This window comes from Longimicrobium sp. (assembly GCF_036388275.1).
GTDB lineage: Bacteria > Gemmatimonadota > Gemmatimonadetes > Longimicrobiales > Longimicrobiaceae > Longimicrobium.
Window position 1 is genome coordinate 40,568 of sequence record NZ_DASVSF010000022.1, and the last position, 26,357, is coordinate 66,924.

The following is a 26,357-nucleotide window of genomic DNA, read 5'->3' on the forward strand; positions in this document are numbered from 1 at the left end:
GGGGGAGGGGAACGGGCACGCAGGAGATATCGTCGGGCGGGAGGCCAGGAAATCGCACGGGGGGTGGCGGATCAGGTGCCCTCATGCGGCAGGGAAGGGTGTTGCCTCGCACCAGCCTTCCCGGTTCTCTTGAGCAGACGCGGCGAACGAGGAGCGGGCGCCCTGGAATCTTCGGAGGGGGAGCTGATGATGGCGGACAGCGTGAGCGTCGAGGTGGTGGGCCTGCCGTACTGCACGACGTGCCAGAAGGCGGTGGCGTACCTGGAGGAGCGCGGGGTGGCGATTCAGAACTTCCGCGACGTGAAGACGCAGCCGCTCTCGCGCGCCGAGGTGGAGGAGCTGGCGCGGAAGGTCGGTGGCGCGGAGAAGCTGTTCAGCAAACGCGCGATGAAGTACCGCAAGATGGGCCTCCACGAGCAGCAGCTCTCAGAAGACGACCTCCTGCGGCACATGACGGAGGAGTACACCTTCATCACGCGCCCCGTGATCGTCCGCGGCGATCGCGCGACGGCGGGGTTCTCGGCCAAGCGGGTGGACGAGCTGGTCGGGTGAGGACGGCCAGTGTCTGACCAACTCCGCTCGCGGCACGGAGCGGCTATGCCGTGAGAGTGCGCAAGGATCCGGCGCTGGGGCCGACGTGTGGCGAACCTACCGCCGCTGTGCGAGTGGATGCGCCCCTCCGGCCACCCCACGCAATCATGGGTAAAATCGAGTCCCGGGACCATCCAATTGAATGACGCCTCGATGCAATCCTCGACGAGGCGGCTTCATTCACCCGGAGTGACAATCCCATGCCAACCCATGAGGAACGTGCCGCGCCTGGCTCTCCCAAGGACGGTTCTGACAGCGTCGATCCTGATGCCGTAGGCGGCCAGCTTCCTGTGACCGTCGACGACCTTTCGGCCCGTGGGGGGAAGCCACGGTTCGGAATGGTGACACCCCGCGCGGGTGCACCGCAGGAGGGCAGGATCGTAGAAGTGCAGTTCCGTCCCGGTGCAACCCGTCTCGCAACTGCTCTCGCATCGAATGCAGAACGCTTACTGGAGGAAAACGACTTCAAAGACGTCGGCCCCGGAGGCATGGCGGTACGTACGGTACTGCTTCGCCACCAGCTGGTGGAGAGCAGGCCCAGCTTTGCCCAGCGGTTCATCCGGGCCGAGGAAAAGCAGCTGGCGGAGAACGCGGCGGCCGGTGCAGCCGATCTTTCCGACGCGCTCGCCGGGCTACCCTCGTTGCGGAACTTCGTGCGGCTCCAGTTCCCTAGCGCGGAAGCGGCGGCTGACGCGGCGCGCGATCTCAGGCTCCAGCCGGAGGTGGAGAAAGCCGTCGTGGTTCCACGCACGATTCCCCCTACCGTGTCCCCGCTGCCCACCGACCCGTTCATCGGCACTCCGGAACAGGGTGTCTCCAGGGATCCGCTGACCCAGCACCAGCCGCAGTGGTACCTTCACCGCACTTCCGTACTCGAAGCATGGGGGCTGGGGGCGCGCGGCGCGGGCGTGGTGATCGCCGCTATCGACTGGGGGTTCCTCACCAGCCATCCGGAGCTGGCACCGCGCCTCGACATGAGGAAAGCGTATAACGCGATCGATCACGACGACGCTGTCGACGAGGGAACGTATATCGGCCACGGCACCGCTGTGCTTGGGTTGGCCGGGGCAGCGGGGGACGGCGCCGGCATGGCGGGCTACGCCCCCGAAGCATCGCTCTGGCCGATCCAGGCGGCGATCGGCGGCCGGGCGGGGGCCGACGGCGGGTGGCACGATGCCATCATGCACGTAACGGGGGAAGACAGCGGCGGGCGGCGAAAGGTGATTATTGTCGAAGCCCAGACGGGGGCGCTAGGGAACTGCGAACAGATCCCATCCACCCATGCAGCCATCCGCTGGGCCATTGCCCACGGCGTCGTGGTCTGCGTACCCGCGGGGAACGGCGGCAAGCCGGCGGATCTTGCGGACGACGGTGCCACCCACTTCGACCGCACGGGCTCCATCCTGGTGGGCGCAACGTCATGGGACGCCGTGGTGAACCGCCCGTGGGTGGACAGCAACTGGGGACCGGCGCTCGTGGTTTCCGCGCCCGGTGACCCCGAGCACGACGTCACCTGCTGGGACGACGGCTACCATACCGACGGATTCGGCGGTACTTCGGGCGCCGCGGCCAAGGTGGCCGGGGTGGCGGCGCTGATGCTCTCCGTCAACCCGACGCTGTCGCCCGGGCACATCCGCGAGATCCTGCACCTGACGGGCACACCGATCCAGACGGACCCGCAGGCTCCGGAAAAGCAGGCCGGCGTTTTCCTCGATGCCGCGGCGGCCGTTCGCGAGGCCCTCCGCCGGCCGGGAGCCCGAAAGGCAGAGGCGGCCCCGCCCACGCTCGGAACGGCGGTCTGATCGCCAGGGTGGCGCCGATCGAGGCCGGCAAGCGACGAGGCAGGGCAAAGGATCGCTCCTTTGCCCTGCCTTTTGAGGCTACATGGAAGCCTTGGCCGTCTTGCAGTACTCCATCCCTGTCGGGGGCGCCGTGCCCACGTCGGCCGGCCCCCGCTCCGGCAGGAGGCCGTCGTCCACATGCCTGATGCCGAGCAGGGGGTAGAACGCCGCGAAGTGGTGCCGCGTCTCCTCCGCGGTGAGGTTCGGGTTCATCTGAGGAGGCAGGCCCTTCTCGGTCACATAATACACCTTGAGCGCGAAGGTGTTGTCGTCAGTGCCAGGCTCAGGCATCACGTGCCCGAGCCTCTCGAGTGGCACGTCCGCGTCGTCGTCGGGATGCGTACCAAGTGGAGTCCAGTCCAGCACGTCGGGCACGTTCTCGATGTGGAACGTAACCCGGTGCGCCATGAAATACCTGCGGCCCCTCAGCGTCCACTTGTGGGCGGTGTCAGCCCCGACGGACGGCAGCTGCCCGCTGTGGATGGTGACCCGCGAGATCACCCCGTCGGGGTTCTCCCCCGTGACGAGCTCCGGCAGGACAAGGCTGTCTGTAAGGTCGCTGAGATTCACGATCAGCGCCTGGCGCCGTACCGCCTCCGCAGGGGTGAGTGCGTCGTCGGTGGACGGCATCGGCTTCCCCAGGGAAAGCGCCCATCCCTCCAGCGGTGCGAGCTGCAGTCTCCCGTCCCGGTCCCTGTACACCAGCCGGGCGAGGTGCTGGTGATCCGGGCCGTGGCCGGCCGTACTCGGCATGAGGACGTGAACGGCCCCATCATTCCGGCTCGTCACGAAGAGGCACATGCAGTTGAAGTCGATCTTCAGCGTGGGCATCGGAACCTCCCATCGGGTTGACTGATTCAGCCGCCAATGTATCGGAAACCCGACCAGGCGGCTGGTGAACGGCGCTCCGGGTCACTGGACCGCAGCAGGTGGAGCTGCGCTTGGCGCAGCGCCGCGGCGCCATTGCTCGAGGCGTGGTACGCGCGGTGGAACTCGACCATCAGGGGACGCGTGAGCCGGTCGTCCACCTCCCACAGGCTTCCGACCGCCCCCCCGGCGCCGGCGGCCAGAAAGGCGCCTGCGAGCCCGGAGAACCCCGAGGCCCGTCCGGGCCCGGTCCGTACCGTCTGGCACGCCGCCAGCACCACGATGGAAAGGTGGCTGAGGTCGAGCCGGGCGATCTCCATCGCCTGCAGGGTCGTTGCGCCCGGTTCCGGTGCCAGAAGCAGGTACGACCGCTCCGGCCGCTCGTCGTCAAACACCGCGTGCCCGGCGTAGTGCATCACGCCCGCCCTGCCGAGTGCTGCCCTCACCGCACCGGGAGTTGCCGCCGAGGCCACGAGGGTCCGGGCACGGGGATAGCCTGACGCGATCTCGCGGACCTCCTCGGCCGCGGCGGGAAGCCGCGGGAACCCAGTCGACGGGGCGAAAGCCGGATCCGCGACGAACCACACCTCCGACGCGGCGGCGGGACGCGGAGCGCGGCGCCACGCCTCGCGAAGGCTCGCCGCGAATCTGACGGGGCGAGCCTCCACCAGGTAGCGCATCCGGCGCGTATCGTACAGCGCCGGGAACGGGACCAGCCCGAGAACCCCGTCAGCGACGACGATCAGCGGGGTTCCCGCTTCGCCGAGCCACCCTTCTACCGGGCGAATCAGCTGCTCGTACAGCTCGGCCAACGCGGGGCGGAGTTCCGCCTCTCCCGCGAATGCGTCCAGCTGCTGCTGCAGGTGCACCACCAGGCGGACTACGCGCGCCGTATCCACCCGGGCGCGGTAGAGCTCCACCTTTCTGCCTGTGACTACCCAGACCAGGAGCGTGTCGGCCACAATCGCATATTCGAGGGCCCTCTCGCCCGGAGGAGCCGCCACCTCCCAGTTCCGCCCGTCGGCTCGTCCGACGGGCGCGAGCGACGCGCGCCCCCGATCCAGGTACGCCAGCCCTGCGGCAGGGCCGTCCGAGGCCAGCTTCAGCATCGTCATCCGATCCACCACGCCGCGCGCCGCGTCGAAAATCGCTGCCCGCCGCGGCTCCATGTGAACGGAGTCACGCCGGTTCTGCAGGATCGCGAGAGCGCGTTCCAGACGTGCGCTTGCCTGCGCGGGACGGTTGGAGGCGAGCCATGCCTGGGCACCGCCGACAAGGGCCGGGAAAGCCACGATGGGCGCCCGCATGCCCGTGAAGAACGCCGCCGCCGAGTCGAAGTCCTCGGCGGCCCCTGCCGGGTTGCTGCCAAGCGACAGTGTCGCTTCCGCCATCTGCCGCCGGGCGATGCTCCACGCGCGGGAGCGGGGTGTCGTGAGCCTGGCCATGGCTTCCTGCCCGGCGGCGATGTCCTGGCGGGCCCGGGCCGCGGCGCCCATCTGCGCCGCCAAGCGGGCCCGGATCAGGTAGGCCTCTGCCGCGAACACGGGAATTCCGGTGCGCTCCGCCACGCGTACCCCTTCGTTCAGCATGCGGAGCGCGGCGTTAGGGAACCCGTCGTCGCCGACAGTGTTGGCAGCGAATCCAAGCATGTTGTGCAGCCGGAAGGACGTGCGATACGGACGCAGGTGCTTCAAGGCTTGGTGGGCATATCCGTATCCCTGGTCCATATCGCGCATGTGGAAATAGGCGATAGAGATGTTGTCCAGGGCCACTCCATGATTCTCGGCCTCGCCGGCGCGCAGTGAGATAACGGCGGCTTGCTGTGCGTGCCGGAGCCCGGCCTCATACCGGTCTGCCCGAATGAGCAGTGCGGAAAGCGCCAGCCGCGCCGCCAAGGCCAGCCCAGGGTGGCGGACCGGATCGGCCGTTGCGCATAGGTCTCGGAGCACCGCCTCGCCCGTGGGCATGTCGCCCATACGAAAGCTCATCCCTCCGTACATCATCCGCGCCCACGAACGCAGCGGCGGAGAGTCGTGCGCGGCAACGGCGGCCGCGTTGAACCGCGACGCGGCGGCCGGAAAATCCACGAGCCCCTGCGCCACGCACCCCGCGGAGAACTCCTGGTGTGCGCGGGCCAGCCGCTCCCTGGGCCGGGCGCGGATCGCCCGCACTCCGTCGCCCAGCGTGGCGTCGCCGCCCGTGCGGCGTTCCAGCGTGGTGGCAAGGATCTCCGCGCGCCGCAGGTGTTCCTCGGCGTCAGCCGCGTCACCCGCCAGTTTCGCCTCTGCCCAGGCACCCAGGACACGGCACCATCCCAGCTCCCGCGCCCGCTGGGGCTCAGCGGCGGCGTACGCCGCGTAATCCGAGAGCGGCGCGCCGGCTGCCGGCGCCGCGGCTTCGGTGGGCAGGGCGAGTAGCTGGCTCCGGTGTCGCATTGCCTCGTGTGCCCACCCAGACGTCGCGTCGCTCTCGAGATACGCTCGCCAGGCGTCTGTCGCTTCCTCGACCAACCCGAACTGCTCCAGTGCCAGCGCGAGATTGTAGGCCGCGGCACGGTTGGCGGGCTCTCGTTCCAGCGCCTCCTCCGCCGCCTCGATGGCCGCGAGCAGGTCGCGGGGCGAGCGGGCTCGTTCGGCCCGCACCATGTACGCAGCCGCAACGTCTGCCAGCACGGGGGCGGGGCGCTCGGAGAGCCGCGCCGCCATCTGCAATAGAGAGATGGCCCGGTCCAGGGATTTTCCCGCCCCGCTCCCGTACAGCAGGTCGACCAGCCCGGCGGCGTGAAGCGCGTTCGGATCGGCGCCCTTGCCGATCGCCTGCGAAGCGCGCGCGGCGATGCCCGTAATACGGTCTGATCGCGGTGCCGCCGCGCGCCCGGGTGCGCACCCGGGCCGTGAGCCGGCGGCCGAGGGGCATGGCCGATCGGGGTGTGCGATGGAAAGGCGCGGTGTGACGCGGGGGAGCTTGTGCATCTCGCGGGCGAGCTCTCCCAGCAGCCCGCGCGGAGCGTCGCGCCTGACCACGCTCGTCACGGCCGAAGCAACGGATGCGCAGACAACCCCAACCAGTACGAACACCCGGACCAGTACAGGGACGGAGTACCTCGGCATGCCCGGGATGGAGCGCAACCGGAACACGGATGACCGTGCCCGGGAGACGGGATGCGGCATGGGCCCGAGAAGAGACGGAGAGAGCGCGGAGTGGGGAGGTAGGTCTTCTGCTTCCGAACTGCTACCACAGTCTACGACAGTTGTCTCCGCGTGCGCAAGGTTAAAGCCTCGGCACTCCGAAGGTTTCGCGCGGGGTTTGCTACGCCGCGGGCCAGGCGCGCAGCTCCGGCGGGCCACCGCCGGGGGGCAGCACCACGTAGTCGAACGTCCGCAGCCAGTCCCCCGAGTTCACGTAGTACCGTCCGGGCTCCACCTCGGTGATGGACGCCACGTGCGCATGCCCGGCGAGCACCAGGTCGATCTCCGGCCGCGCGCGCAGCTCGCCTTCGGCCCAGTGCTGGATGAACGCCGCGCGGTTCTTGCCGCGCTTGTCGCCCCCCTCGGACTTGTGCTCCGTGCTGCTGGCCAGCATGGCGATGCGCGTGCCCAGGTCGGGGTGAATCACGCGGAAGGCGCCGGTGAACACGGGGTTGCGGATGGTCCACTTCAGCGCGCGGTACTTCAGGTCGCCGCTCCCCACGCCGTCGCCGTGCGCCACCAGCGCGCGGCGCCCTCCCAGGTCCATCTCCACCGGACCCTCGTGCAGGGCGATGCCGATCTCGTCGCGCAGGAAGGGCCCCGCCCACCCGTCGTGGTTGCCGCCCACGAAGGCGATCGGGACGCCGGCCTCCACCACGTCCTTCAGCTTGGACAGCGCGCGGTAGTGCTCGGCCATGATCACGTGGCGGTACTCGAACCAGAAGTCGAACAGGTCGCCGTTGATGAGCAGGAACGACGCATGTTCCGCCACGTGGTCCAGGAACCGGCGGAATGCGCGCTCGGTGGCGGGTGGCACGCCTCCCAGATGCACGTCGGAGACGACGTAGACGGGCTTGGTTTCCATGCTCGGCAGGCTACCCGCGGTTCCCCGGTTCCCGCCTCAGTGGCCGACGAGGCGCGGCAGGTCGGCGAATTCCACGACTTGGTCTGCCGAGAACGTCCCGCTCACCGTGACACGCTCCTTCGTGTACTCATGCGTCTCCTCGATCGTGAAGCGGCCCGTGATCCGCTCCGGTGTGGCGGTTTCGATGGTCAGGGAGCTCGGCCCGGAGTAGGCGACGTACTGCTGGAACTTCCCGCCCCGCCAGAGTAGGCTCGAGCCGTATGCCACCCGCATCGGCCCGCTTACCCCCACGATGTACGTCCCTGGATTGGGGAGATCCTGATTGCTGGGAAGGTTCTGAGAGAACTCGACCTCGATGCCCACGTTCGCGATGTCTCCCGCCGTGAACACCAGGTAGTACGAGCGCGTGTCGGGGGTGGGCCCCGGGCTGTACACCAGCGCGCCTGCTTGCGCGCGCGGGAGCTGGACGGTTCCAGCGGCGGTGGTCAGCGCGATCTCCGCGGCTCCGGTGCGCTGAGAGGCGGTCGGGCTCCGCTCGCAGGCCGAAAGGATTGCTGATATCAGCAGCAGGAACAGGATCTGGAGACGCCGCATCGGGTTCGGAGTGAGGGAAGTGCGTTGCATCGTCGGAGTGAGGGAAGTGCGTTGCATCGTCGTCAAAATACGCGAGGCTTCACGTATCCTGCAATCGCGCACACCTTGGATGCCGCTCCGAGTACGCCGGAGAGCATCTGCCGCGCCGGGGCGGCAGGTTCATGCTCACGCCAGCTCCCGCGCAAGCCGGTCCAGCGTCCACACGGTCCGGCGCATCTCCTCGTCGGTCGTCCGCGGGTTGGTGGTGCACAGGCGCAGCACGGTGCGGCCGCGCAGCTCCGTCGTGCTCAGCAGGGCGTATCCGTCCGCCGCCAGCCCCGTGGCGATCCGCCGCTGCAGGTCGTCTGCCTCGGCGCCGTCGAGGCCGTTCGGGCGATGGCGGAAGGTGACGATGCCCAGTTGCGCGGGGGTGACGATCTCCCAGCCGGCCAGCGACCGGATCTCCTCTTCCGCCACCTCGGCCAGGCGCATCCCCCGGCCGATCGCCTGGCGCATGGCATCCATTCCGAACACCTGGATGGTCATCCACAGCTTCAGCGCACGGAAGCCGCGCGTCAGCTGCACGCCCCAGTCGCGGAAGTTCACCTCCTCCGCCGACAGGTCGTTGTCGCGCAGGTACGCCGGGACGATGCGGAACGTGTCCTGGAGGTCTTCCGCCTGGCGGACCAGGACGCAGCCGCACTCCACGGGCTGAAACAGCCACTTGTGCGCATCCAGCGCGATGGAGTCCGCCTCGCCGATGCCGTGCAGCGCGGCGCGGCCCTCGTCTGTGAGCACGGCGGCGGCGCCGTACGCGCCATCCACGTGCATCCACATGCCGCGCGCGCGGCACAACTCGGCGATCTCCGCGAGCGGATCGACCGCGCCCGTGCTGGTGGTGCCCGCGTTGGCCACCACGCAGAACGGTCGCAGCCCCGCCGCCGCGTCCGCGTCCATTGCCGCGGCAAGATCGTCCACATCCAGGCGATACTCCTCGTCCGCCGCCAGCTTGCGGACGTGGTCGGGGCGGAATCCCAGGACATGCCCGGCGCGGTCCACGGCCGTGTGCGTCTGGTCCGAGCAATAGATTACGCCACGGCTGGCATCATCCCCCAGCTGCTTGTGCCGGGCGACGGCCAGCGCGGTGAGGGTGGCCATCGATCCCCCGCTGACGAACAATCCGCCCGCGGTGGACGGCATCCCCAGCGCTTCGCGCAGCCAATCGGCCGTCACCAGCTCCACCTGCGCCGCCCCGGGCGACATGGCCCACGCGCCGGCGAACGGGTTGAAGCCCGATGCCAGCGCGTCCGCGATCGCCCCGACGAAGTTGCTGGGGCCGGGGACGTACGCGAAGAAGCGGGGATGTGCGAGGTGCGTCATCGGGCGAAACACCTCGTCGCCCACGCGCTGCAGCACCGCTTCCCAGCCGCGTCCCTCGGCCGGTGGCGGCTCGCGCAGCCACGACTCCATCTGGGCGCGCGTGGCTGTGCCGAACACGGGCTCGTCGGGGAGGGCGGCCAGGTGGTCCACCATCATGTCCACGGCGCGATAGCCGAGGGCGCGCATCTCGTCGGGCGACAGCTCCAGCATGGGACGTCGGTCGGGGGGTTAGCGTTAGGGCAGGCGAAGGTAGCCTTCGCGCACGGCCTCTGCCACGCGGGTCTCGTGCGCGGGATGTTTCATCGGCTTCGGCGACGCGGTATCTTGCCCGGAGCGGCGGGATCCAACTCACAACGAAGGACGCGGGCGGCATGCGGATTGGGCACGGCTACGATTCCCACCGGTTCGCCGAGGGGCGCAAGCTGATTCTGGGCGGGGTGGAAATTCCCCACGACCGGGGGCTGACCGGGCACTCCGACGCCGACGCCGTGGCGCACGCCGTGACGGACGCGCTGCTGGGTGCCGCCGGGCTGGGCGACATCGGCCGGCACTTTCCGCCATCGGACGAACAGTGGAAGGACGCCGACTCGCTGAAACTGCTGGCCCAGGTGGTCCGTCTTCTGGAAGGGCGCAACTACCAGGTCGTCAACGTCGACGTGACCGTGATCTGCGAGCAACCCAAGATCGGGCCGCATGCGCCGGCGATGCAGGAGCGGCTGGCGTCGGTGATCGGCATTTCGCCCGGGCACATCTCCATCAAGGGCAAGACCAACGAGGGGATGGGATGGATTGGCCGTGGCGAGGGGATCGCCGTGTTCGCGGTGGCGCTGGTGGACAGCCTGGAAGACCTGGACGTCCTCCACGCCCGGCACCGCCGCGACACCAGCCTGTAGCGGCACTCCGCGGCGGCGGACGTCATCCCGATGGAGCGGCCAAGCCGAACCGTCCGACACACCGAAGCCGGCAGCGACTGAGGGATCCGCCACACACTACGCCTGTGGCCCCATGGCTGCGGCTGCATCGATGCTGCATTCGGCGGAGGCGACGAAACGGCTCTGGATTCGGGGCAGGGCGGACTGCATCGCGAATGGGCGACGTGTGTGGCGGATCCCTCAGTCGCTGCGGTCCATGTAGTATCGGCTGGGCTTTCTGTGGCCGCTCCATCGGGATGACAACACGGGCGTGGCGACGCACCTAACTACGAGAGCAGGGATCACAAGTGGGTGGATTCATCGACCGGCTGATCGAGTGGATGCAGGGGCTTCCCGAAGCCCTGGTGTACGTGGTAATCGGCGCCTTCGCGGGGCTGGAGAACTTCTTTCCCCCCGTGCCGGCGGACGTCATCGCGCTCACCGGCGGGTTCCTGGCGGGGCAGGGGGTCGTGAACCCGTGGATGGCGTTCCTGATCGTGTGGGGGTGCAACGTGGGCGGCGCGCTGGTGATATACCTGATCGGCAGGAAGTACGGGGACGCGTTCTTCCGGACACGCGCCGGACGATTCCTGCTGCAGCCCAAGCAGATGGAGCGGCTGTCGGGCTTTTACGACAAGCACGGCGTAAAGGTGATCTTCATCAGCCGCTTTCTTCCCGCGTTCCGGGCCGTGGTCCCCATCTTCGCGGGAACGAGCGGAATGAGCTTCTGGCGCGCCGCCGTGCCCATCGCCGTCGCCAGTGCCGCGTGGTACGGGCTGATCGTGTACCTGGGCGCCACCGCGGGCGAGAACTGGGAGCAGATCCGCGCCAGCGTCGAGGCGTCAGGCCGATACCTGGCCATCGCGGCCGCCGTCCTGGGCGCTATCGTCCTGTGGTGGTGGTACCGCAGCCGCAGGGAATCGCGCGAGTGACCGAGTCTGTCGTCGCAGCTGCCGACAAGCCAGCGCCGCCAATCTCGTTCGCGGTCGAGCAGTTCATCGACTACCTGCGGTTCGAGCGCAACCTTTCGGAGCTGACCCTCGAGGCGTACGAGCACGACATCGTCCGCATGGCCGAGTTCGCCCGCACCAAGGGGCGCGCCACCCCGGGCGACGTCACCACGTCGGATCTCCGCAACTACTTCCTGCTGCTGAAGGACCTGGGGCTGGCCCCGTCGTCCATCGGCCGAAACGTCTCGTCGCTGCACACCTACTTCCGCTTTCTGCTCGGCGAAAACCTGGTCGTCGCGGACCCTAGTGAGGGCATCGCCACGCCCAAGGCCTGGAAGAGGCTGCCCGACGTGCTGAGCGTGGCCGAGATGGAGGCGCTGCTGGAGGCGCCTGACCTGTCGCATCCGCTGGCGTGGCGCGATCGTGCGATGCTGGAGTTCGCCTACGCCAGCGGGGTGCGCGTGTCGGAGCTGACGGACCTGCGCATCCGCAACCTGTACCTGGACGAGGAGTTCGCCAGCGTCTTCGGGAAGGGGGCCAAGGAGCGGCTGGTGCCCATCGGCCGGCGGGCCATCGGCGCGCTCTCCATCTACCTGCGCGAGACCCGGCCCGTGCTGGACCGCGGCAAGGGCGAGGGGCGCGTGTTCCTGAACGCGCGCGGCGGTCCGCTGACGCGGATGGGCGTGTGGAAGATCCTGCGGCAGCACGTGCAGACGGCGGGCATCGAGAAGCGCGTGAGCCCCCACGTGCTGCGCCACTCGTTCGCCACGCACCTGCTGGAGGGCGGGGCAGACCTGGTGGCCGTGCAGGAGATGCTGGGCCACGCCGACATCGGCACCACGCAGCGCTACACCCATGTGGACCGCACCTACCTGCAACAGGAGCACCGCAGCCACCACCCGCGGGCATAGATTGAGGCGTTACTCCCGCCTCGGATCCTTTAAACATTTCCGCGCGGTTCACTGCGGCCAAATAAGCAACAAGTATCCCTCTTGACTCCGACCAAAGGCCGCCGCAATCTATCGAAGTAGCGACATTAACGTACCCATTTCCCAGGAGGTGCCGTACTTCGCTCTTAGCTTTCCAATCCGTGCACTTCTCCGCAGCCCCAATTCATTGGCGCTTTGGCCGCACGTCCAGATCCCCTCCTTCAGACGTAAGCCGGGTTCGGCGCTGGCTGACACCACTGCTTGGGAGCCCAGACCCCACCTGTATCTCCCGTCGCAATTGGAATGATATCCTCTTGCGAGCCAACACCTAACACCTGCCTACCGGTTGACCCATGCCCAACACGCGCTCGTTCTGCTTCTGTCTAGTTTTCGGATTTCTCCTTACTGCGCCACAACTGCCCGCGCAAACGCCCCCTGCATGTCGCACATCATCAACGACGAACTCACCCGTTACAATTGCCCGCCGTTCAGAAGCAGCTACACAAATACTAAGCGTGCTCACGGCCCTATCATCAGACCGAGCGGAGCAGTTCCGCCAGAAGTGCGATGCCGTCGCTTCGTTCCTGGCGAACCCGTTTGCTCCTACTGCAAAAGCCCCCGGCTCGGACGAACTGAATGACGCACGTCTGATCATCGAGGCTCTCGCACCTGACTCGATCGTCAAGTCAGTCGATTTCCGGAACCTCGTCCCTGTGGGGTATAGTCCAGATGGCAAGTCTTCCGGTGCCGGGGCATGGCTCAACCCAACAGCGCTGGCCGGCGGCGCGGCTGACTTCGTGGTTGAGCGGGCGAAGGACGAGATGGTCTATACATTCGTTACAAATCTTGGTGATGACGTCAGCGGGATCGCTCTGTTCCGAGTCGGGTTCCCACGATCCGTTGCGTTGATGGCCGATATTGAAGTGGGAACGTTCCAGTCATTGATGCCAGTCGTGCGCTTGGCCGTGGCGCAAGATCTTCAGGAATTTCCTTCCAGATTGATGGAAGACTCAGTCTCGGCGGCTTTGGGCCTTGCAGGGAAGCGACCGTATGTCCTCGCAATGAGTCTACTGTATCGACATGGGCTCGAAATTCACCGCGGCGTGTCACCGGCGATTGCTCTCGCCAATTTGGCCGACGAAATCGCGGCATCGGAACTTCCGAAGGGCTCTCCCACGCGACTGACGTTTCGCTTGGCTGGCCAAATCGCTAGAGAATACAACAATTCAGATCCCGAGGACCTGCTGGAATGGCTTAAAGAAGGCGAATCCCGGCAGATGTTTTCGGCGTTCCTAGTGTCGGATCTGCTTCAACAGGAAGGTGTCGAACGGACGAGCCCCGCCGGAGCCTCAATCTTGGAGAGCTTTCGAGACAGGCACGGCGTCATACTCCAACTCGAGCAGCAACTCGAGGCTGCGAGGCTGGCCGTGCAGCGCGTTCAGGAATCGGGTCTGTCCAATTCCGAGCGGATCAGTCGATACATAGGAGCATCGGCGGCTGTGCTGCAAACAGCCTCGATCGGTGCTGGATTGATCCCCGCCAATATCGCTGTGCAGGGCGACAGCATTGCAGAACTCCGCACATGGCTCGATCGCGGTGTACAATTGCATCAAGAGCTTCTCGCACGCGACTACCGCGCGCTCGTGACGTGGATGTTGAGCGACAAGAGCATCCGGACTGCTCTGGGGGAGCGAGGGACTACTTACTTTGTCTTTGCTGCCAACCTAGCCTCTGCCGATACTCCTGAAGAAGTCAGCAGCGTCCTTGAAGCAGCAAGTGCACCGGTCGGTTCCTACCGGGCGAAACGGAATCAGTTCGCGAGGCCGGCGGAGTGGGATGTGCTTCGGTACTCTACCAGCCCATCCAGCTATGGACCCTTCACTCTCGGCGTCACCGCATTCCTCGGTGGTCAGATCGGTTCCGAACGTACGATCGGCCTGCAGAACGAGGACGACGACTCTTTCTACGGCCTCTCTATTCCAATTGGGCTCGAAGCCAGCCTTGGACTGCCGTTCGGATCAGCTTCCGCGTTTTTCTCGGTGCTTGACGTAGGATCATTCGCCAGCCGCCGAGGAGATGATGAAGGGGTGGACGCCGACGCCGAGGTCGGCTGGAACCAGATTGTTGCACCAGGGCTGTATGGGTTCGTTGGCTTCCGCGGGGTTCCCCTAGTTCTCGGGTATGGCGTCCAAAAAGTGTCAGACCTCCGGCGATCCGGCGAGAGTTCGCAATCGGTAGACGTGTATCGCAGCGCGTTTTTTGTAGGGATCGATGTCACGGTGTTCAGGCTTTTCTGAGAGCCGGGACACATTCCACCACTTTAGATTTCGTGCGCGCGGTGGCTCTCACTCGGCCGCCGCGTGCTCGTTCGTTGCCTATAAAAGCAACTATGGGCTGGTCCTAATTTTTCTTTGTCCGGCTAGCTTTCAACGCGATGAGGGACGCATGCGAGCGAACCGGATTCTCCTGGTCACGGCGGGGCTGATGGTGGCGGGAAGCGTCTTCGGGGCATCGCCGACGCGGTGCTGATGTTCCTGATGGGGGCCGCCCGACGGCTGGCGCGGCCTGCCCCCGTGGGAGTACCTGGCGGTCGGCACCGTCGTCGGAGGGCTCTCCGGCGCCGTGGTTGGGCTCTCGGCGCGTGGCTGCTAATGCGCGACGTGCCGCTTGGCCTGGCGGTGGGCGGGACCACGCTGGGCATGGTGCTCGGTGGCGTGGCGGCTCTCGTTTCGAACTCGCCCGGGTCACTCTGTCTACGCCGGCCGCCGGGTTCGCCCTGGCGGCGCTGGCCCTTCGAGTCTATGCGCGGCGCCGACGTCAACTTCGCGGAACGCGGAGCGACGCGCGGCTGATGGGTTAGCGGCGCGTTCGGATGGCGGTGCGCTCCGGCGCGTGTGTGGCGGATCCCTCCGTCGCTGCGCAGTGCCGCGTGCGGGCAGGTTCCGGGTGGCCGCTCGGTCGGGATGACAGGTGTGCGGCGGCAGCTTTCGTGTTCGTGCAGGTGAAGCCCCGAGCAGGGCCGCGACAGCTGTTGTTGCGGCCGATTAACCCGCTCTGCCCCCAACTCTGAACGCCTCGTTGCCCGGACCTCGTAGTGGGCCACCATGACGATGGCCGTTCTGTACAAGACGCCTCCGCCTGACTGCCGTATCTTCGCCGGATGTGAAGCGTTCACCCGATTCCCTAAAGTGAGAACGGTATGAGCAAGGTTCGTTTCCAACCCTGGCGTCTTTTCCTGCTTCTCGGCGCGGTCGGCATTCTCGCCGGCGGCCCGCGCCACCCCGGCGGCAGCATGGCCGAAATGCTGGCGCACCCGGACTGGGTGCTTTCGCACGTGCTGGTGCTCGCGGGATACATCTCGCTGCTCGTGGCGCTCATCCTGTTCCGCCGCGACGGCGGCCTCCCCACCCGCACCGCCAAGTGGGCGCGGCTGGCGGTGATCGGCACGGCGCTCATGGCTACCGAGGCCGTGTTCCATACGTTCGCCTACCTGGACCACGCGAACCTCATGGCTGGCCGCACCACGCCCATCCTGACCATTCACCTGGCGCTGGCGGTGGTCCTGTATCCCGTGTTCTCCGTCACCATGATCGGCTTCATGCTGGCGGGTGCCCGCGAGCGGGTGATCGGGTCGCGGTGGATCACCTGGCTGGGAATCCTGGGCGCCGCGATGCACGGGATGGCGCCGCCGCTGGTGGTGGGGCTTGGGTTGACGGACTTCACGTTTCTGTTCCCCGGTGTCGTGCTGTTCGCGCTCTGGGAGCTGATCGCGACCTTCCTGCCGGCGCGCGGGGTCGTCCGTGTCCCGGCCGCCGCGCCGCTCGCCGCCACCGCCTGACGCGAGCGCCGTAAAACCGCAATCTCCGCGAGGTGCCGGTCGCCTCGCCGTACACCAAGGTTCCGACGAGTGGAAGCGTGGGATGCCGCCCATTCCACTCCGCCCTATGGCAAGCTACTCCTGAACGGCGCCTCGAGCGCCGGTCCCTGCCGCGCAGCGACTCGCTTCCGGGTCGTTGCGCGGTGCGTTTTCGCAGGACGCGGGCTGCTGCTCGGGCAAATCACCTTCCGCACGTTGTGGCGTAAATGGCGTGATATTTGCGCGCGCCTTCTGTGGGAGTCGCAGCCCACCGGATCCCCGGCTAAGGTAGCCGAATCGGTCGCCGGACTCCGACTCCCTCCCCGTTCATCCACTTCCGTTCATCTTCTGTATTGCGAGGTGCTTCATGTCTCTCCGGCCGTTTCACGCGTCCATTCTCCTCCCCCTCCTTCTGGTGGCCTGTCATGACGAGCGCCATCCCACAGCTCCCTCGGCGAGCCAGAGGGGCGGCCCCATCGCCGGTCCCCTGAGCACCCGCGGGCCCGTACCCATCATGCAGCCGGGGGCGAAAGGGGCCGGCCCTCAGCCCCTCTTCGGAGTAGCGGACGCGCCGGCATCGACCGCGCCGGCGACCTCGGGGGGCGCCAGCCCGGAACTCGTCTGGCAGCACACGGTTTCCGGCGAGCGCTCCATGTGGCACATGCAGGGTACGTCGTGGGACGGCACCTCGCTGCTTCCGCAGGTGGGCACGTCCTGGGACATTGCGGGCGCTGGCGACTTCACCGGGGACGGGCGTCAGGACCTCGTGTGGCAGAACACCGCCACGGGAGAGCGGTCCGTCTGGCACATGAAAGCCTCGTCCTGGCCCGGCGCCTACACCCTCCTCCCCCAGGTAGCTTCGTCATGGGAGATCGCGGCGGCCGCCGACTTCACCAGCGACGGCAAGCCCGACCTGGTGTGGCAGAACAACCAGACCGGTGAACGTTCCATCTGGGTGATGCAGGGCACCACCTACACGGGCCAGGCGATGATGCTTCCCACGGTGCCCATCGCGTGGAAGATCGCCGCGGCAGCGGATTTCAACGGCAACGGAAGCCCGGACCTGGTCTGGCAGAACACGTCCACCGGCGAGCGCTCCATCTGGCTGATGCAGGGCACCGTGTACACGCAGCAGTTCGCGACGCTGCCGACGGTGCCCGTGCAGTGGGAGATCGCGGCGGCGGGCGAGTTCACCGGGGACGCATCCCCCGATCTGGTGTGGCAGAACACCTTGACGGGCGAGCGCTCCATCTGGCACATGCAGGGCACCTCGTACTCCGGCACCCACACCCTTCTGCCCACCGTGGCCAAGGAGTGGCGAATCGCCACGGCGGGCCGCTTTGGCCGCGCACAGAGCTGCGCTCCCCCGGAAGCGTTCCAGCATCAGAGCTACACCGCGTTCTGGCGTTCCCCGTTCGGGTTCCGGGGCGCCACGCCGTGGCTGAACGCCGTCCAGAAAGCCGGGACAACCGCGACCAGCGCGGTTGAGATCGACTACATCCGGCTGTGGGCCCGGATCAACGGTGTGGCGCAGATCGTCGCGAGGAACGAGTATACCGACGCCAAGGCAGCGGGCGAGCTCAGGCTGCGCAATCCGTGGTTCGGCGGGGCCTGGCGGAGCATGCCCGTGCAGATTACGAACGGCGCGCTGGTCATCCATCCCAGCAGCAGTCCCAACGACGTTTGGCACCCGTACCTGGAGTCGTGGCCCGACCTGCGGGCCGACATCTCCGGTGCCGACAGCGTCTGGATGGAGGCGCGGGTCCGCGTGCAGGGGCCGGCCCTCGTGCAGGGAGGCCTGGATGCCTGGAAGAACCTGGACTACGCCTCGAACCGCGTCTACGAGGTGGGGGCGACGGACTGGGTCTGCGCCTCGGCCGACTGGCAGACCCTCACGATGACCCGCGGCACCGAGGTGGTGGGCTCGATCCAGGTGTCCGCGCCCCAGGGGTTTGCCGTCGGAAAGCCGGTCACCGCCGGGTTCACGTTGGGCAACTTCGACGACGACGCCATCCTGCTGAGCGAGGTGGGAGTGGACGTGCGCGTCAAGAACTCCTCAGACCCGTACTGCGATCCCTCGATCAGCACCACGCACGTCCCGGCGTATACGTTCGCCACGCAGGTGCAGCTGGTGCCTGGCCAGACGCAGTGGCACAGCGCGACATGGACGCCCTCCGCGCCCGGAACGTACTGCCTGCAGGTCGTAGAGAAACGGCCGACCAGCCCGCATTACCAACGTGTCTACTCCAGCCTGGGCTCACAGGTGATCGTCATCAACTGATCCGCTGACGAGGGGGTAGACAGATTGCATTCGGCGCGGCGCCAGATCTTGGCGCCGCGCCGTGTGTTTTGCGTGGGACTACTGAGCGAATGCTCGCGTCAGGAGGAACGTTCTGGCATTTGGACGCGGGATGGATACGTGAGATCCGCGAACTTGGGCTCGACAAGATGTCCGCTGTCCTGACATCGCAACACCGGTCCGAATTTCAGCAAGTAGTGCTCGATGCGTGGTTACTGTACTCCCGGTGCTCACTCGAGAGTTCGCCTGAGGGTAAGCTAATCTACGTTCTTTCCGCGCTTGAATCGTTGCTGCTTCGGAACTCACAAGAACCGATCCAAGAGAATCTCGCGCATCGTTTAGCGTTCTTGCTGACCACCAATGTTGATGAACGAAAACAGATCATCCGTACAGTTAAGGATACATACTCTCTCCGGAGCCGATTTGTGCACCATGGTGCTGGGATCGAGGATTACGATAAAGTCCAGAACTTCCTTCGACTCGTCTCGCACTTCTTCCTCGGGCTTGCGGAGCGCACCGAGAGATTCGTCACTCGAGAGGAGTTCTTGGAGGATATTGAGACGCGCCGGCTTGGCGGATGAAAGTCCTAGTCGTCTTGGCTCTATAGCCAATCTCCGCTAGGGAGCACCTACCGAGGTGGCGCTCCCCTCGTTGACCTCAACTGCGCAATTCTTCACCCCCGCAGCTGGGCCGCGATCCAGCGGTTGATCTTGGCGTCGAGCACGTCCAGGGGCAGGGCGCCGCTCTCCAGGATCGCGCGGTGGAAGGCCTTGATGTCGAAGCGCGGGCCCAGCGCGGCGCGGGCGCGCTCCAGCAGCTCAGTGATCTTCATCTGGCCGATCTTGTACGCCAGGCCCTGCCCGGGAATGGCGCTGAACCGCTCCACCTCGGACTGGGTGCTCGTCAGGCTGTTCGCCGAGTTCTGCTGCGCGTAGGCGATCGCCTGCTCGTGCGTCCACCCCTTGGCGTGGATGCCCGTGTCCAGCACCAGCCGGATGGCGCGCCACAGCTCCGACGACAGGTATCCGAAGTACTGGTACGGGTCCTGGTACAGCCCCAGGTCGCGCCCCAGCGTCTCCGCGTACAATCCCCAGCCCTCCGAATAGGCGGTGAACCCGCCGAAGCGCCGGATGCGGGGCAGGTGCTCCAGCTCGCGTTGGATGGAGATCTGGAAGTGGTGCCCGGGCGATCCTTCGTGGATCAGCAGCGACTCCATTCCATACCGCGGCCGTGAGCCGGGATCGTAGGTGTTCAGATGGAACACGCCGGGGCGCGAGCCATCCGGGCTGGCCGCCGTGTACGATCCGCCCGAGAAGCTGCGCTCGCGGAACGGCTCCACGGGGCGGATCTCGTAGTTCGCGCGCGGCTTGACGTCGAACAGCCGGTCCGTGGACGCGTCGATGCGCGCCTGCGCGGCCCGGTAGTCGGTCAGCATCTCCTCGCGGGTGGTGTAGCGGAACTGCGGCGCCATCTGCATGTGCTGCATGAACGACTTCAGGTCGCGCGTCCACCCCACCTGCCGCATCACCGTCTCCATCTCGCGATGGATGCGCGCCACCTCCGCCAACCCAATCTCGTGCACCTGCTCGGGCGTCAGGTTGGTCGTGGTGCTCGTCCGCACCATGTACTCGTACCAGGCGCGGCCGTTCGGGAGCGCCGAGAGGCCCACTGTCGTCCGGGTGCGCGGCAGGTACTCGTCGCGCACGAAGTCGTGCAGCCGGCGGAAGGTGGGGACGATGCGCTCGCGGATGGCCTGCGTGTACGCCGCCGTCAGCCGCTCGCGGTCCGCGGCGGAAAACGTCGACGGCATGCTGGTGATGGGCCCCCAGAACAGGCTCTGCGCCGGGTCAGCCACCACGTGAGCCGAAAGCTGCGGCAGCACGCGCTCCATCAAGATGCGCGGCTGCACGACACCGGTGGCGATCCCCTCGCGCATGTTGGCGATGGACGCATCCACCACCCGCTCGAAGTCGCCGATGCGCGACAGGAAGTCTTCGTAGTCCTTCACCGTCTTGAACGGGTGCAGCCCCGTCCCGGACCCCATCTGCGCGAACGAGGCGGTGAAGTTGAAGAACTGGTTGAGCGGCATCAGGTGCGACGGAAACTGCTCGGCCTCTCGCACATTCTCCAGGTTCCACCGGAACACGTCGTAGGTCAGCTGGTGCTCCTCGTCGAGCGCGGCGCGGTCGATGGCCCGCAGCCGCGCCTCGTAGTCCGCCCCGAGCGCCCGGAATGCGGCGCGCGTTTCCGGGACGAACCCCGCCGTGTACCGATCGTTGTACCGCGCGTCGCCGATGAACGTTGCCGAGGTGGGGCTCAGGGGCAGGGTAGCCTCGAAGTACGCCTCCGCCAGCTGGTCCAATTCCTGGGTGGCGTAGGCGAACGTGGTCGGCGCGGTCTCAATCCTCCAGTCGGGCGGCGTCTGTGTAGGTGCGCACGCAGCCAGCACGCAGGCCATCATCAACGTCGAACGAGTCTTCACCGGAACGCTCCTTCGGAACGGGGGCTATCGACGGTACGATTGTGTCGGGAACCGGCTCCGCAGCGAAAGCCGCGCCGCGGCTCCGATCTGTTCGGGCACGGATCACGCAACGCCTGCGGCCCGCGCAAACAGGGGCGCGACGCACGACGGCATGTGAAGATGGGGAAGATGCAGACGAGAAAGCTCGGCAACAGCGACATGGAGATAACACCCATCGGCTTCGGCTCGTGGGCCATTGGCGGGCCGGGGTGGGCGTTCGGGTGGGGGCCGCAGGACGACCAGCAGGCCATTGAGGCCATCCACCGGGCGCTGGACCTGGGGGTGAACTGGATCGATACGGCCGCGGTGTACGGCTTGGGCCACTCGGAAGAGCTGGTAGCGCGCGCGCTGGAGGGATGGTCTGGCGCGCGTCCGTGGGTGTTCACCAAGTGCGGCCTGCGCTGGAACGAAGGCGAGGGCGATCCTTACAACAACCTCACCGCCGATTCCATCCGCAAGGAGTGCGAAGACAGCCTGCGCCGGCTGAAGGTGGAGGCGATCGACCTGTACCAGATCCACTGGCCCGTCGACGACGACCCGGCGCAGAACGAGGAAGGCTGGCGCACCATGGCCGAGCTGCAGCGCGAGGGAAAGGTGCGCTGGATCGGCGTGAGCAACTGGAACGTCGAGCTGCTGACGATGGCGCAGGAGATCGCGCCGGTGACGTCACTCCAGCCCCCGTACTCGCTGGTGCACCCCGAGGTGGAAGACGAGATCCTGCCCTTCTGCGAGCAGAACGGCATCGGCGTGATCGTCTACTCGCCCATGCAATCGGGGCTGCTGACGGGAGCGATGACGCGCGAGCGGGCGGCGAACCTGCCCGAGAGCGACTGGCGGCGCGGGCACCCGGACTTCACCGAGCCCAACCTGTCGAAGAACCTGCGGATCGTGGACGAGCTGCGCGCCATCGGCGAACCGCACGGGCGCTCGCCGGGCGAGGTGGCCATCGCGTGGACGCTTCGCCTGTCGTCCGTCACCGGCGCCATCGTCGGCGCGCGCAACGGCGAGCAGGTGGAGGGGGTGATGGGCTCCGGCACCTTCCGGCTGTCGGAAGAGGAGATCGCACGCCTGGACGCCATCCGGCACTGACCCATGAAGCAAACCGAACGACTGGGCGAGGCCGTCACGCCGGACGGCACCAGGCTGACGCTGTACCGCCACGACGGCGACTACACCATCCGGGTGGAGGGCACGGACCTGATGTCCACCCGCCGCTATCACTCCGAGGAGCAACTGGCGGAGCTCGTCTGCAAGCCGTTGCGCGATGCCCAGGCGCCGAGCGTGCTCATCGGCGGGCTGGGGATGGGGTTCACGCTCAAGGCCGCGCTCCGCTCGCTGCCGGCGGACGCGCGGGTGGTGGTGGCGGAGCTGGTGGGCGAGATCATCGAGTGGAACCGCAACCCCGAGTACCCGCTGGCCGCCGAGGCCCTGGCCGACCCCCGCGTGCAGGTGCGGCACGACGACGTCGCCCGCGTGCTGCGCGAGAGCCCCGGCGCGTTCGACGGCATCATGCTGGACGTGGACAATGGCGCCCACGCGCTGACGACGGGGGGCAACGCGGAATTGTACCGGATGAACGGCATCCGCCAGGCGATCGCGGCGCTCCGTCCCGGCGGACGCGTGGCCTACTGGTCCGCGGACGACGATCCGCACTTCGCCGCCCTCCTGCGGGAGGCCGGGCTGACCGTGCACATCGTCAAGGCGAGGGCGCACGCCACCTCCGGCGGCAAGCACACGCTGCTGGTGGGCCGCGTGCCGCCCGGCGCGTAAAGGCCGGCCCTCGCTCATCGCGCGGGCCGGCCCAGGGATACTCGGTGTCGCGCGAAAGCCTCTCAGCGCGACCCGGGTTGAAGCAGCAGGATACTGCGAGCCCGTACCTGGGCGGGGTGGGACAGAGCGACCGTTCCCGTGTGCCAGACCTGGACGCGCGCTCCCTCGGAAATCGCCTCCGCTGACACCTTCGCCACCTTCCCGTCCGCCTCTGATCGAAGGAGCCGCGTGGCACCGTCCACGGCGACCACGTAATCGGGGGTGCGATCCCCCGACGTGTCGACGACGATCCTCACCTCCTCCGCCGCACGCTCCGCCGCCACCACCACCCCGGCGAGGTCGGGCGCGCCTTCCGGCATCCCCGGCGTGCATCCCCACAGAAGCATCAGCGCGAACCATCGTGCAGTCGGCCGTACGGTCATACGCGGTTCAGGACGTCGTCAGGGAAGGGAAGCGCCGGAAAGCGGACGATGAACGTGGAGCCGGCGCCGGGCTCGCTTTCCAGCGCCAGCTCGCCCTCCATCTGCCGCACCAGCGCCTGCGAGATCGCCAGCCCCAGGCCCACACCGGGCAGCTGCGCCGTCTCCTCGCTGCGGTAGTACGGCTCGAAGATCGCCGCCTGCTCCGCCGGCGCGATCCCCGGGCCCGTGTCGGTGACGCGGATCTCCCCCCAGGCGACGCCCTCGATGGACACGACGGCCGTGCTCACCGTCACCGAGCCGTCCGGCGGGGTGAACTTCACGGCGTTGCCCACCAGGTTCACCAGCACCTGCCGCACCCGCGCGTGGTCCGCCGTCACCGTCACCTCCTCCACGGCGCCCGGCTCCAGCGCCACCAGCTTGGCCTGCGCCGCGGGGAGCAGCATGTGCACCGCTTCGCCCGCCACCTCGGCCAGCTCCACCGGCTCCGCGCCCACGCGCAGCACCCCCGCGTTCAGGCGGGCCATCTCCATCACGTTGTCCAGCAGCGACAGCAGGTGCCGGCCGCTCATGCGAACCCGGCCCAGGGCCTCGCGCTGGCGGTCGTTGACGGGGCCGTACACCCCGATCTCCAGGTTCTCGCAGTACCCGTCGATGGCCCCCAGCGGCGTGCGGATGTCGTGCGCCAGCGTCGACAGCGCGCGCTCCTGCGCGTCCGTGGCGCCCTCGCTGGCGCGCAGGCGGTCCTCCATTTCCTCGCGCACCTCGCCGCCCAGCCGCGCATTCTCCAGCGCGAGGGCCGCCTGGTCGGCCAGGGCGGAGAGCAGCGTCTCGTCCGTGGAGGTGGACGGCTGCCGCGTGGCGGCCGCCAGCAGCCCCGTCACCGCGCCGCCCACGACCAGGGGCACGGCAACGAAGCGGTCGTCAGGCACGCCCAGCAGCTCCTGCAGCCGCCCGACCCCGTCGTCCGTCAGCGGCGCGTGCAGGCGCTCCACGTCCTCGTCGCGCACCCCGCACGAAGAGCGCACCTGGAGCACGCCGTAGGCATCGGGAAGCATCAGCACGGCGCAGGCGGCGTCGATCAGGTCGGCGCCGCGCTCCACCGTCAGCCGGGTCACCTGCTGGAGCGACGTGGTGTAGGTGAGCGCGCGGCTGACCTCCGTCAGCTTGCGAAGCTGGGCCAGGTGCGGGTCGCCCGGGGACGGAACGGTCATTCCAGGATGCTCAGCCCGGCGTCGGTAATGTTGACCTCGCGCACCCGCGTGTCGTGGGCGCTTCCGCGCGTCTTGAGCACGCGCAGGCGGCGGCGGGTGCGCTCGTCGCCGTCCACCGTCAGCAGCAGCACGTTGTCGGACAGGTAGCTCATGGCGTTCTGCATCCCGTTCCCCGAGATGGTGTTGCCCATCGTCTCGAAGTTCAGCACGCTGGTGATGGTGCTGACCGCGAAGTGCTGCACCAGCGCGTACAGGTAGTCGTGAAGGCGCTGGGGATCGGTGGCGGCGCTGGCCAGGTCTCCCAGCGCGTCGATCACCAGCCGCCGGACGCCGCCCTGCTGGATGCGGCGGAACATGTCGACGATGATGCTGTCGATCTGCAGCTCCACCGGCGACGCGTACACCAGGTCCAGCCCCTGGCGCTGCGCCTCTTCCAGGTCTACCCCCAGCCCGCGGATGGTGCGGACGAGCTGGGTGGGGTTCTCCTGGAAGTTCATGTACAGCGTGGGCTCGCCGCGGCGGGCGCCCTCCAGCGCGAACTGCAGCCCGATCGTCGTCTTCCCGGCACCGGAGGGCCCCGCCAGCAGGGTGGTGGTCCCGCGCCACAGCCCGCCGCCGATCATCTCGTCCAGCCCCGCCACGCCGGTGGAAATGCGCTCCGAGGCGGGCTCGTACCCTTCCGGCATCCGCGGGCTGACCAGCCGCGGATACACGTCGAGCCCCGAGTTGGTGATGCGGAAGGCGTGCGCGCCCTCCAGGTAGCGGCTGCCGCGCAGCTTGTAGACGCGAAAGTAGCGCTCGTCGCGGTTGCCCAGGCGGCGCCGCGAAAGCTCGACGATGGCGTCGGCCACGGCGAACTCGGGATACAGCAGGATGTCGTCCTCGGTGTACTCGCCCAGCAGGAACGCCGTGGTGCCGTACGCGGTGAGCAGGGCCGTCATCTCGTACACCATCCGCCGCCGGTCGGCCATCGACGGAGCCAGGTCGTGCACGGCCTTGAACGAGTCGATGACGATCACCTTGGGCGAGAGCGTCATGATCGCTTCGCGCAGCAGCGGGATCAGGGCGGGCGCCCCCTCCTTGGCCAGCTGCGGGCCCACGTCCTCGTAGATCACCTGCGTCCCCAGCTTCTCCTCGTCGAAGAAGCGGAACCCCTGCAGGTACCGCACGACCTTGGCGAGCGGCTCGGAAAGGGTGGTGAAGTACAGGATGGGCCGGTCGTCCCCCGCGTTGTGAAAGATCAGCTGCTCGGCGAAGATCGTCTTTCCCGAGCCGGGGTGGCCCATGATGATGTTGATGGAGTTGGCCGGGAACCCGCCGCCCAGGATGTGGTCGGCTTCCGGGTTTCCGGCGCTCATCCGTTCGGCGGCGTCCACCGCTTCGTCGTCCCTGGCGGCCGTCCGGCGGTCCACCATCGGTTCGAGGCTCATTGCGTCTCCAGGATATCGATGGGGGGCTCGATCAACTGCTGGACCGTGGCCACGAAAAGCGATTCGACGAGGGGCTTGCGCAGGTACGCCCTCGCCCCGGCCTCCGCTGCCCGCGGCGCGGCCGCCAGGATGCTGAAGACGAGGACGGGGATGTCGCGCGTATCCGGGTCTTCCCCCAGTCGGCGGCACAGGGCGAGGCCGTCCAGCTTGGGGATCAGGATCTCGGTGATCACCACGGCGGGGCGCAGCAGCCGGGCGCGCTCCAGCGCGTCCAGTCCATCGCCGGCGAACTCCACCGCCAGCCCGGCCCTGCCCAGGAAATGCTCCTGCAGCTCGCGGACGCTGGGGTCACGCTCGGCGATGAGGATGGTCTGCCGTTCAGGGGCGCTCTGCATCGGCCTTCCGGGATGGTGGGTGCGGCGTCCCGTTCTCCGCGTGCGCCAGGGCGGTCCGCAGCTCCGCCAGGGCGCGATCCACCGCGTCCGCGCGCTTGTCCTGGGCGACGGGGTGGGCGGAGGCCAGCGCCGCGATGGCGCCGGTGAAGGCCCGGCCGATCTCGCGGTCGTTCGCCAGCCCGAGCCCGCCCAGATGGCGGCCCAGCCGGTCGACGTCGATGGCGGCGCGGTTCAGGTGCGTGTGCGACGGCTCGGCGCCGTCGAGCTCGGCGATGATCCCGCGAAGGGAGTGGGCGAACGATTCGGATGCGCTCATGGGGCTCGACGGGTGCGGCGCGGGAATCCAGGGCAGGGACGC

The 26,357-nt window shown here is 67.7% G+C and carries 21 protein-coding genes; 10 read left to right on the forward strand and 11 right to left on the reverse strand.

Annotated features, from left to right (window positions below):
• Positions 1-186 precede the first annotated feature (186 nt).
• A complete protein-coding gene (locus tag VF632_RS06330; protein ID WP_331022018.1) occupies positions 187-552 on the forward strand; it encodes an arsenate reductase family protein in 366 nt (121 codons plus the stop codon).
• A gap of 239 nt (positions 553-791) precedes the next feature.
• Positions 792-2,393: a S8 family serine peptidase gene (locus tag VF632_RS06335; protein WP_331022019.1), complete on the forward strand. Its 1,602-nt coding sequence runs from the start codon at positions 792-794 to the stop codon at positions 2,391-2,393.
• 78 nt (positions 2,394-2,471) lie between these two features.
• On the opposite strand, the gene VF632_RS06340 is transcribed toward VF632_RS06335, so the two are convergent.
• From VF632_RS06340 to VF632_RS06360, 5 genes are all read right to left on the reverse strand, one after another.
• Positions 2,472-3,263, reverse strand: a complete 792-nt coding sequence (locus VF632_RS06340; protein WP_331022020.1) for a hypothetical protein — start codon at positions 3,261-3,263, stop codon at positions 2,472-2,474.
• Positions 3,264-3,289: 26 nt separating this feature from the next.
• Positions 3,290-6,331, reverse strand: a complete 3,042-nt coding sequence (locus VF632_RS06345) for a CHAT domain-containing protein (protein ID WP_331022021.1) — start codon at positions 6,329-6,331, stop codon at positions 3,290-3,292.
• A gap of 277 nt (positions 6,332-6,608) precedes the next feature.
• The gene (locus tag VF632_RS06350) at positions 6,609-7,352 is read right to left on the reverse strand and encodes a UDP-2,3-diacylglucosamine diphosphatase (protein WP_331022022.1); all 744 of its coding nucleotides are present in this window, start codon (positions 7,350-7,352) and stop codon (positions 6,609-6,611) included.
• Between the two features lie 36 nt (positions 7,353-7,388).
• Positions 7,389-7,946 (reverse strand): hypothetical protein, encoded by a 558-nt coding sequence (locus tag VF632_RS06355; RefSeq protein WP_331022023.1) that lies wholly within the window; start codon positions 7,944-7,946, stop codon positions 7,389-7,391.
• Between the two features lie 165 nt (positions 7,947-8,111).
• On the reverse strand, positions 8,112-9,515 hold the full coding sequence (locus tag VF632_RS06360) for a pyridoxal phosphate-dependent decarboxylase family protein (RefSeq protein WP_331022024.1): 1,404 nt from the start codon (positions 9,513-9,515) through the stop codon (positions 8,112-8,114).
• Between the two features lie 161 nt (positions 9,516-9,676).
• On the opposite strand from VF632_RS06360, the gene ispF reads away from it, so the two are divergent.
• The 6 genes from ispF (at position 9,677) to VF632_RS06390 (ending at position 18,232) form a co-directional block, all read left to right on the forward strand.
• A complete protein-coding gene (gene ispF / locus VF632_RS06365) occupies positions 9,677-10,198 on the forward strand; it encodes a 2-C-methyl-D-erythritol 2,4-cyclodiphosphate synthase (RefSeq protein WP_331022025.1) in 522 nt (173 codons plus the stop codon).
• Positions 10,199-10,524: 326 nt separating this feature from the next.
• Positions 10,525-11,148 carry a DedA family protein gene (locus VF632_RS06370; protein ID WP_331022026.1) on the forward strand — a complete coding sequence of 208 codons (624 nt, stop codon included), beginning with the start codon at positions 10,525-10,527 and terminating at the stop codon, positions 11,146-11,148.
• A complete protein-coding gene (gene xerD, locus VF632_RS06375) occupies positions 11,145-12,077 on the forward strand; it encodes a site-specific tyrosine recombinase XerD (RefSeq protein ID WP_331022027.1) in 933 nt (310 codons plus the stop codon). The genes VF632_RS06370 and xerD overlap by 4 nt, the downstream gene beginning before the upstream one ends.
• Positions 12,078-12,610: 533 nt before the next feature.
• Positions 12,611-14,392, forward strand: coding sequence for a hypothetical protein (locus VF632_RS06380; RefSeq protein WP_331022028.1), 1,782 nt, complete (start codon positions 12,611-12,613; stop codon positions 14,390-14,392).
• Between the two features lie 902 nt (positions 14,393-15,294).
• Entirely contained in the window at positions 15,295-15,933 is a 639-nt protein-coding gene (locus VF632_RS06385) for a hypothetical protein (RefSeq protein WP_331022029.1), read from the forward strand.
• 670 nt (positions 15,934-16,603) lie between these two features.
• Positions 16,604-18,232 carry a VCBS repeat-containing protein gene (locus VF632_RS06390; RefSeq protein ID WP_331022030.1) on the forward strand — a complete coding sequence of 543 codons (1,629 nt, stop codon included), beginning with the start codon at positions 16,604-16,606 and terminating at the stop codon, positions 18,230-18,232.
• Between the two features lie 691 nt (positions 18,233-18,923).
• Here the strand turns inward: VF632_RS06390 and VF632_RS06395 are convergent.
• Positions 18,924-20,732, reverse strand: a complete 1,809-nt coding sequence (locus tag VF632_RS06395) for a DUF885 domain-containing protein (protein WP_331022031.1) — start codon at positions 20,730-20,732, stop codon at positions 18,924-18,926.
• Between the two features lie 168 nt (positions 20,733-20,900).
• Here VF632_RS06395 and VF632_RS06400 point away from each other — a divergent pair, with 168 nt between their 5' ends.
• Together VF632_RS06400 and VF632_RS06405 are read left to right on the forward strand one after the other, a co-directional pair.
• Positions 20,901-21,860, forward strand: coding sequence for an aldo/keto reductase (locus VF632_RS06400; protein WP_331022032.1), 960 nt, complete (start codon positions 20,901-20,903; stop codon positions 21,858-21,860).
• Positions 21,861-21,863: 3 nt separating this feature from the next.
• Positions 21,864-22,541, forward strand: coding sequence for a hypothetical protein (locus VF632_RS06405; protein ID WP_331022033.1), 678 nt, complete (start codon positions 21,864-21,866; stop codon positions 22,539-22,541).
• A gap of 62 nt (positions 22,542-22,603) precedes the next feature.
• On the opposite strand, the gene VF632_RS06410 is transcribed toward VF632_RS06405, so the two are convergent.
• From VF632_RS06410 to VF632_RS06430, 5 genes are read right to left on the reverse strand one after another with little or no spacing between them, the layout of a single operon-like run.
• Positions 22,604-22,963: a hypothetical protein gene (locus VF632_RS06410; RefSeq protein WP_331022034.1), complete on the reverse strand. Its 360-nt coding sequence runs from the start codon at positions 22,961-22,963 to the stop codon at positions 22,604-22,606.
• Positions 22,960-24,174 carry a HAMP domain-containing sensor histidine kinase gene (locus VF632_RS06415; protein ID WP_331022035.1) on the reverse strand — a complete coding sequence of 405 codons (1,215 nt, stop codon included), beginning with the start codon at positions 24,172-24,174 and terminating at the stop codon, positions 22,960-22,962. Before VF632_RS06415 ends, VF632_RS06410 begins: the two co-directional genes overlap by 4 nt.
• Positions 24,171-25,604 (reverse strand): ATPase domain-containing protein, encoded by a 1,434-nt coding sequence (locus VF632_RS06420; protein ID WP_331022036.1) that lies wholly within the window; start codon positions 25,602-25,604, stop codon positions 24,171-24,173. Before VF632_RS06420 ends, VF632_RS06415 begins: the two co-directional genes overlap by 4 nt.
• Positions 25,601-25,999 (reverse strand): response regulator, encoded by a 399-nt coding sequence (locus VF632_RS06425; RefSeq protein ID WP_331022037.1) that lies wholly within the window; start codon positions 25,997-25,999, stop codon positions 25,601-25,603. The genes VF632_RS06420 and VF632_RS06425 overlap by 4 nt, the downstream gene beginning before the upstream one ends.
• Complete coding sequence (locus VF632_RS06430) at positions 25,983-26,315, reverse strand: hypothetical protein (RefSeq protein ID WP_331022038.1); 333 nt, start codon at positions 26,313-26,315, stop codon at positions 25,983-25,985. Before VF632_RS06430 ends, VF632_RS06425 begins: the two co-directional genes overlap by 17 nt.
• Positions 26,316-26,357 lie beyond the last annotated feature (42 nt).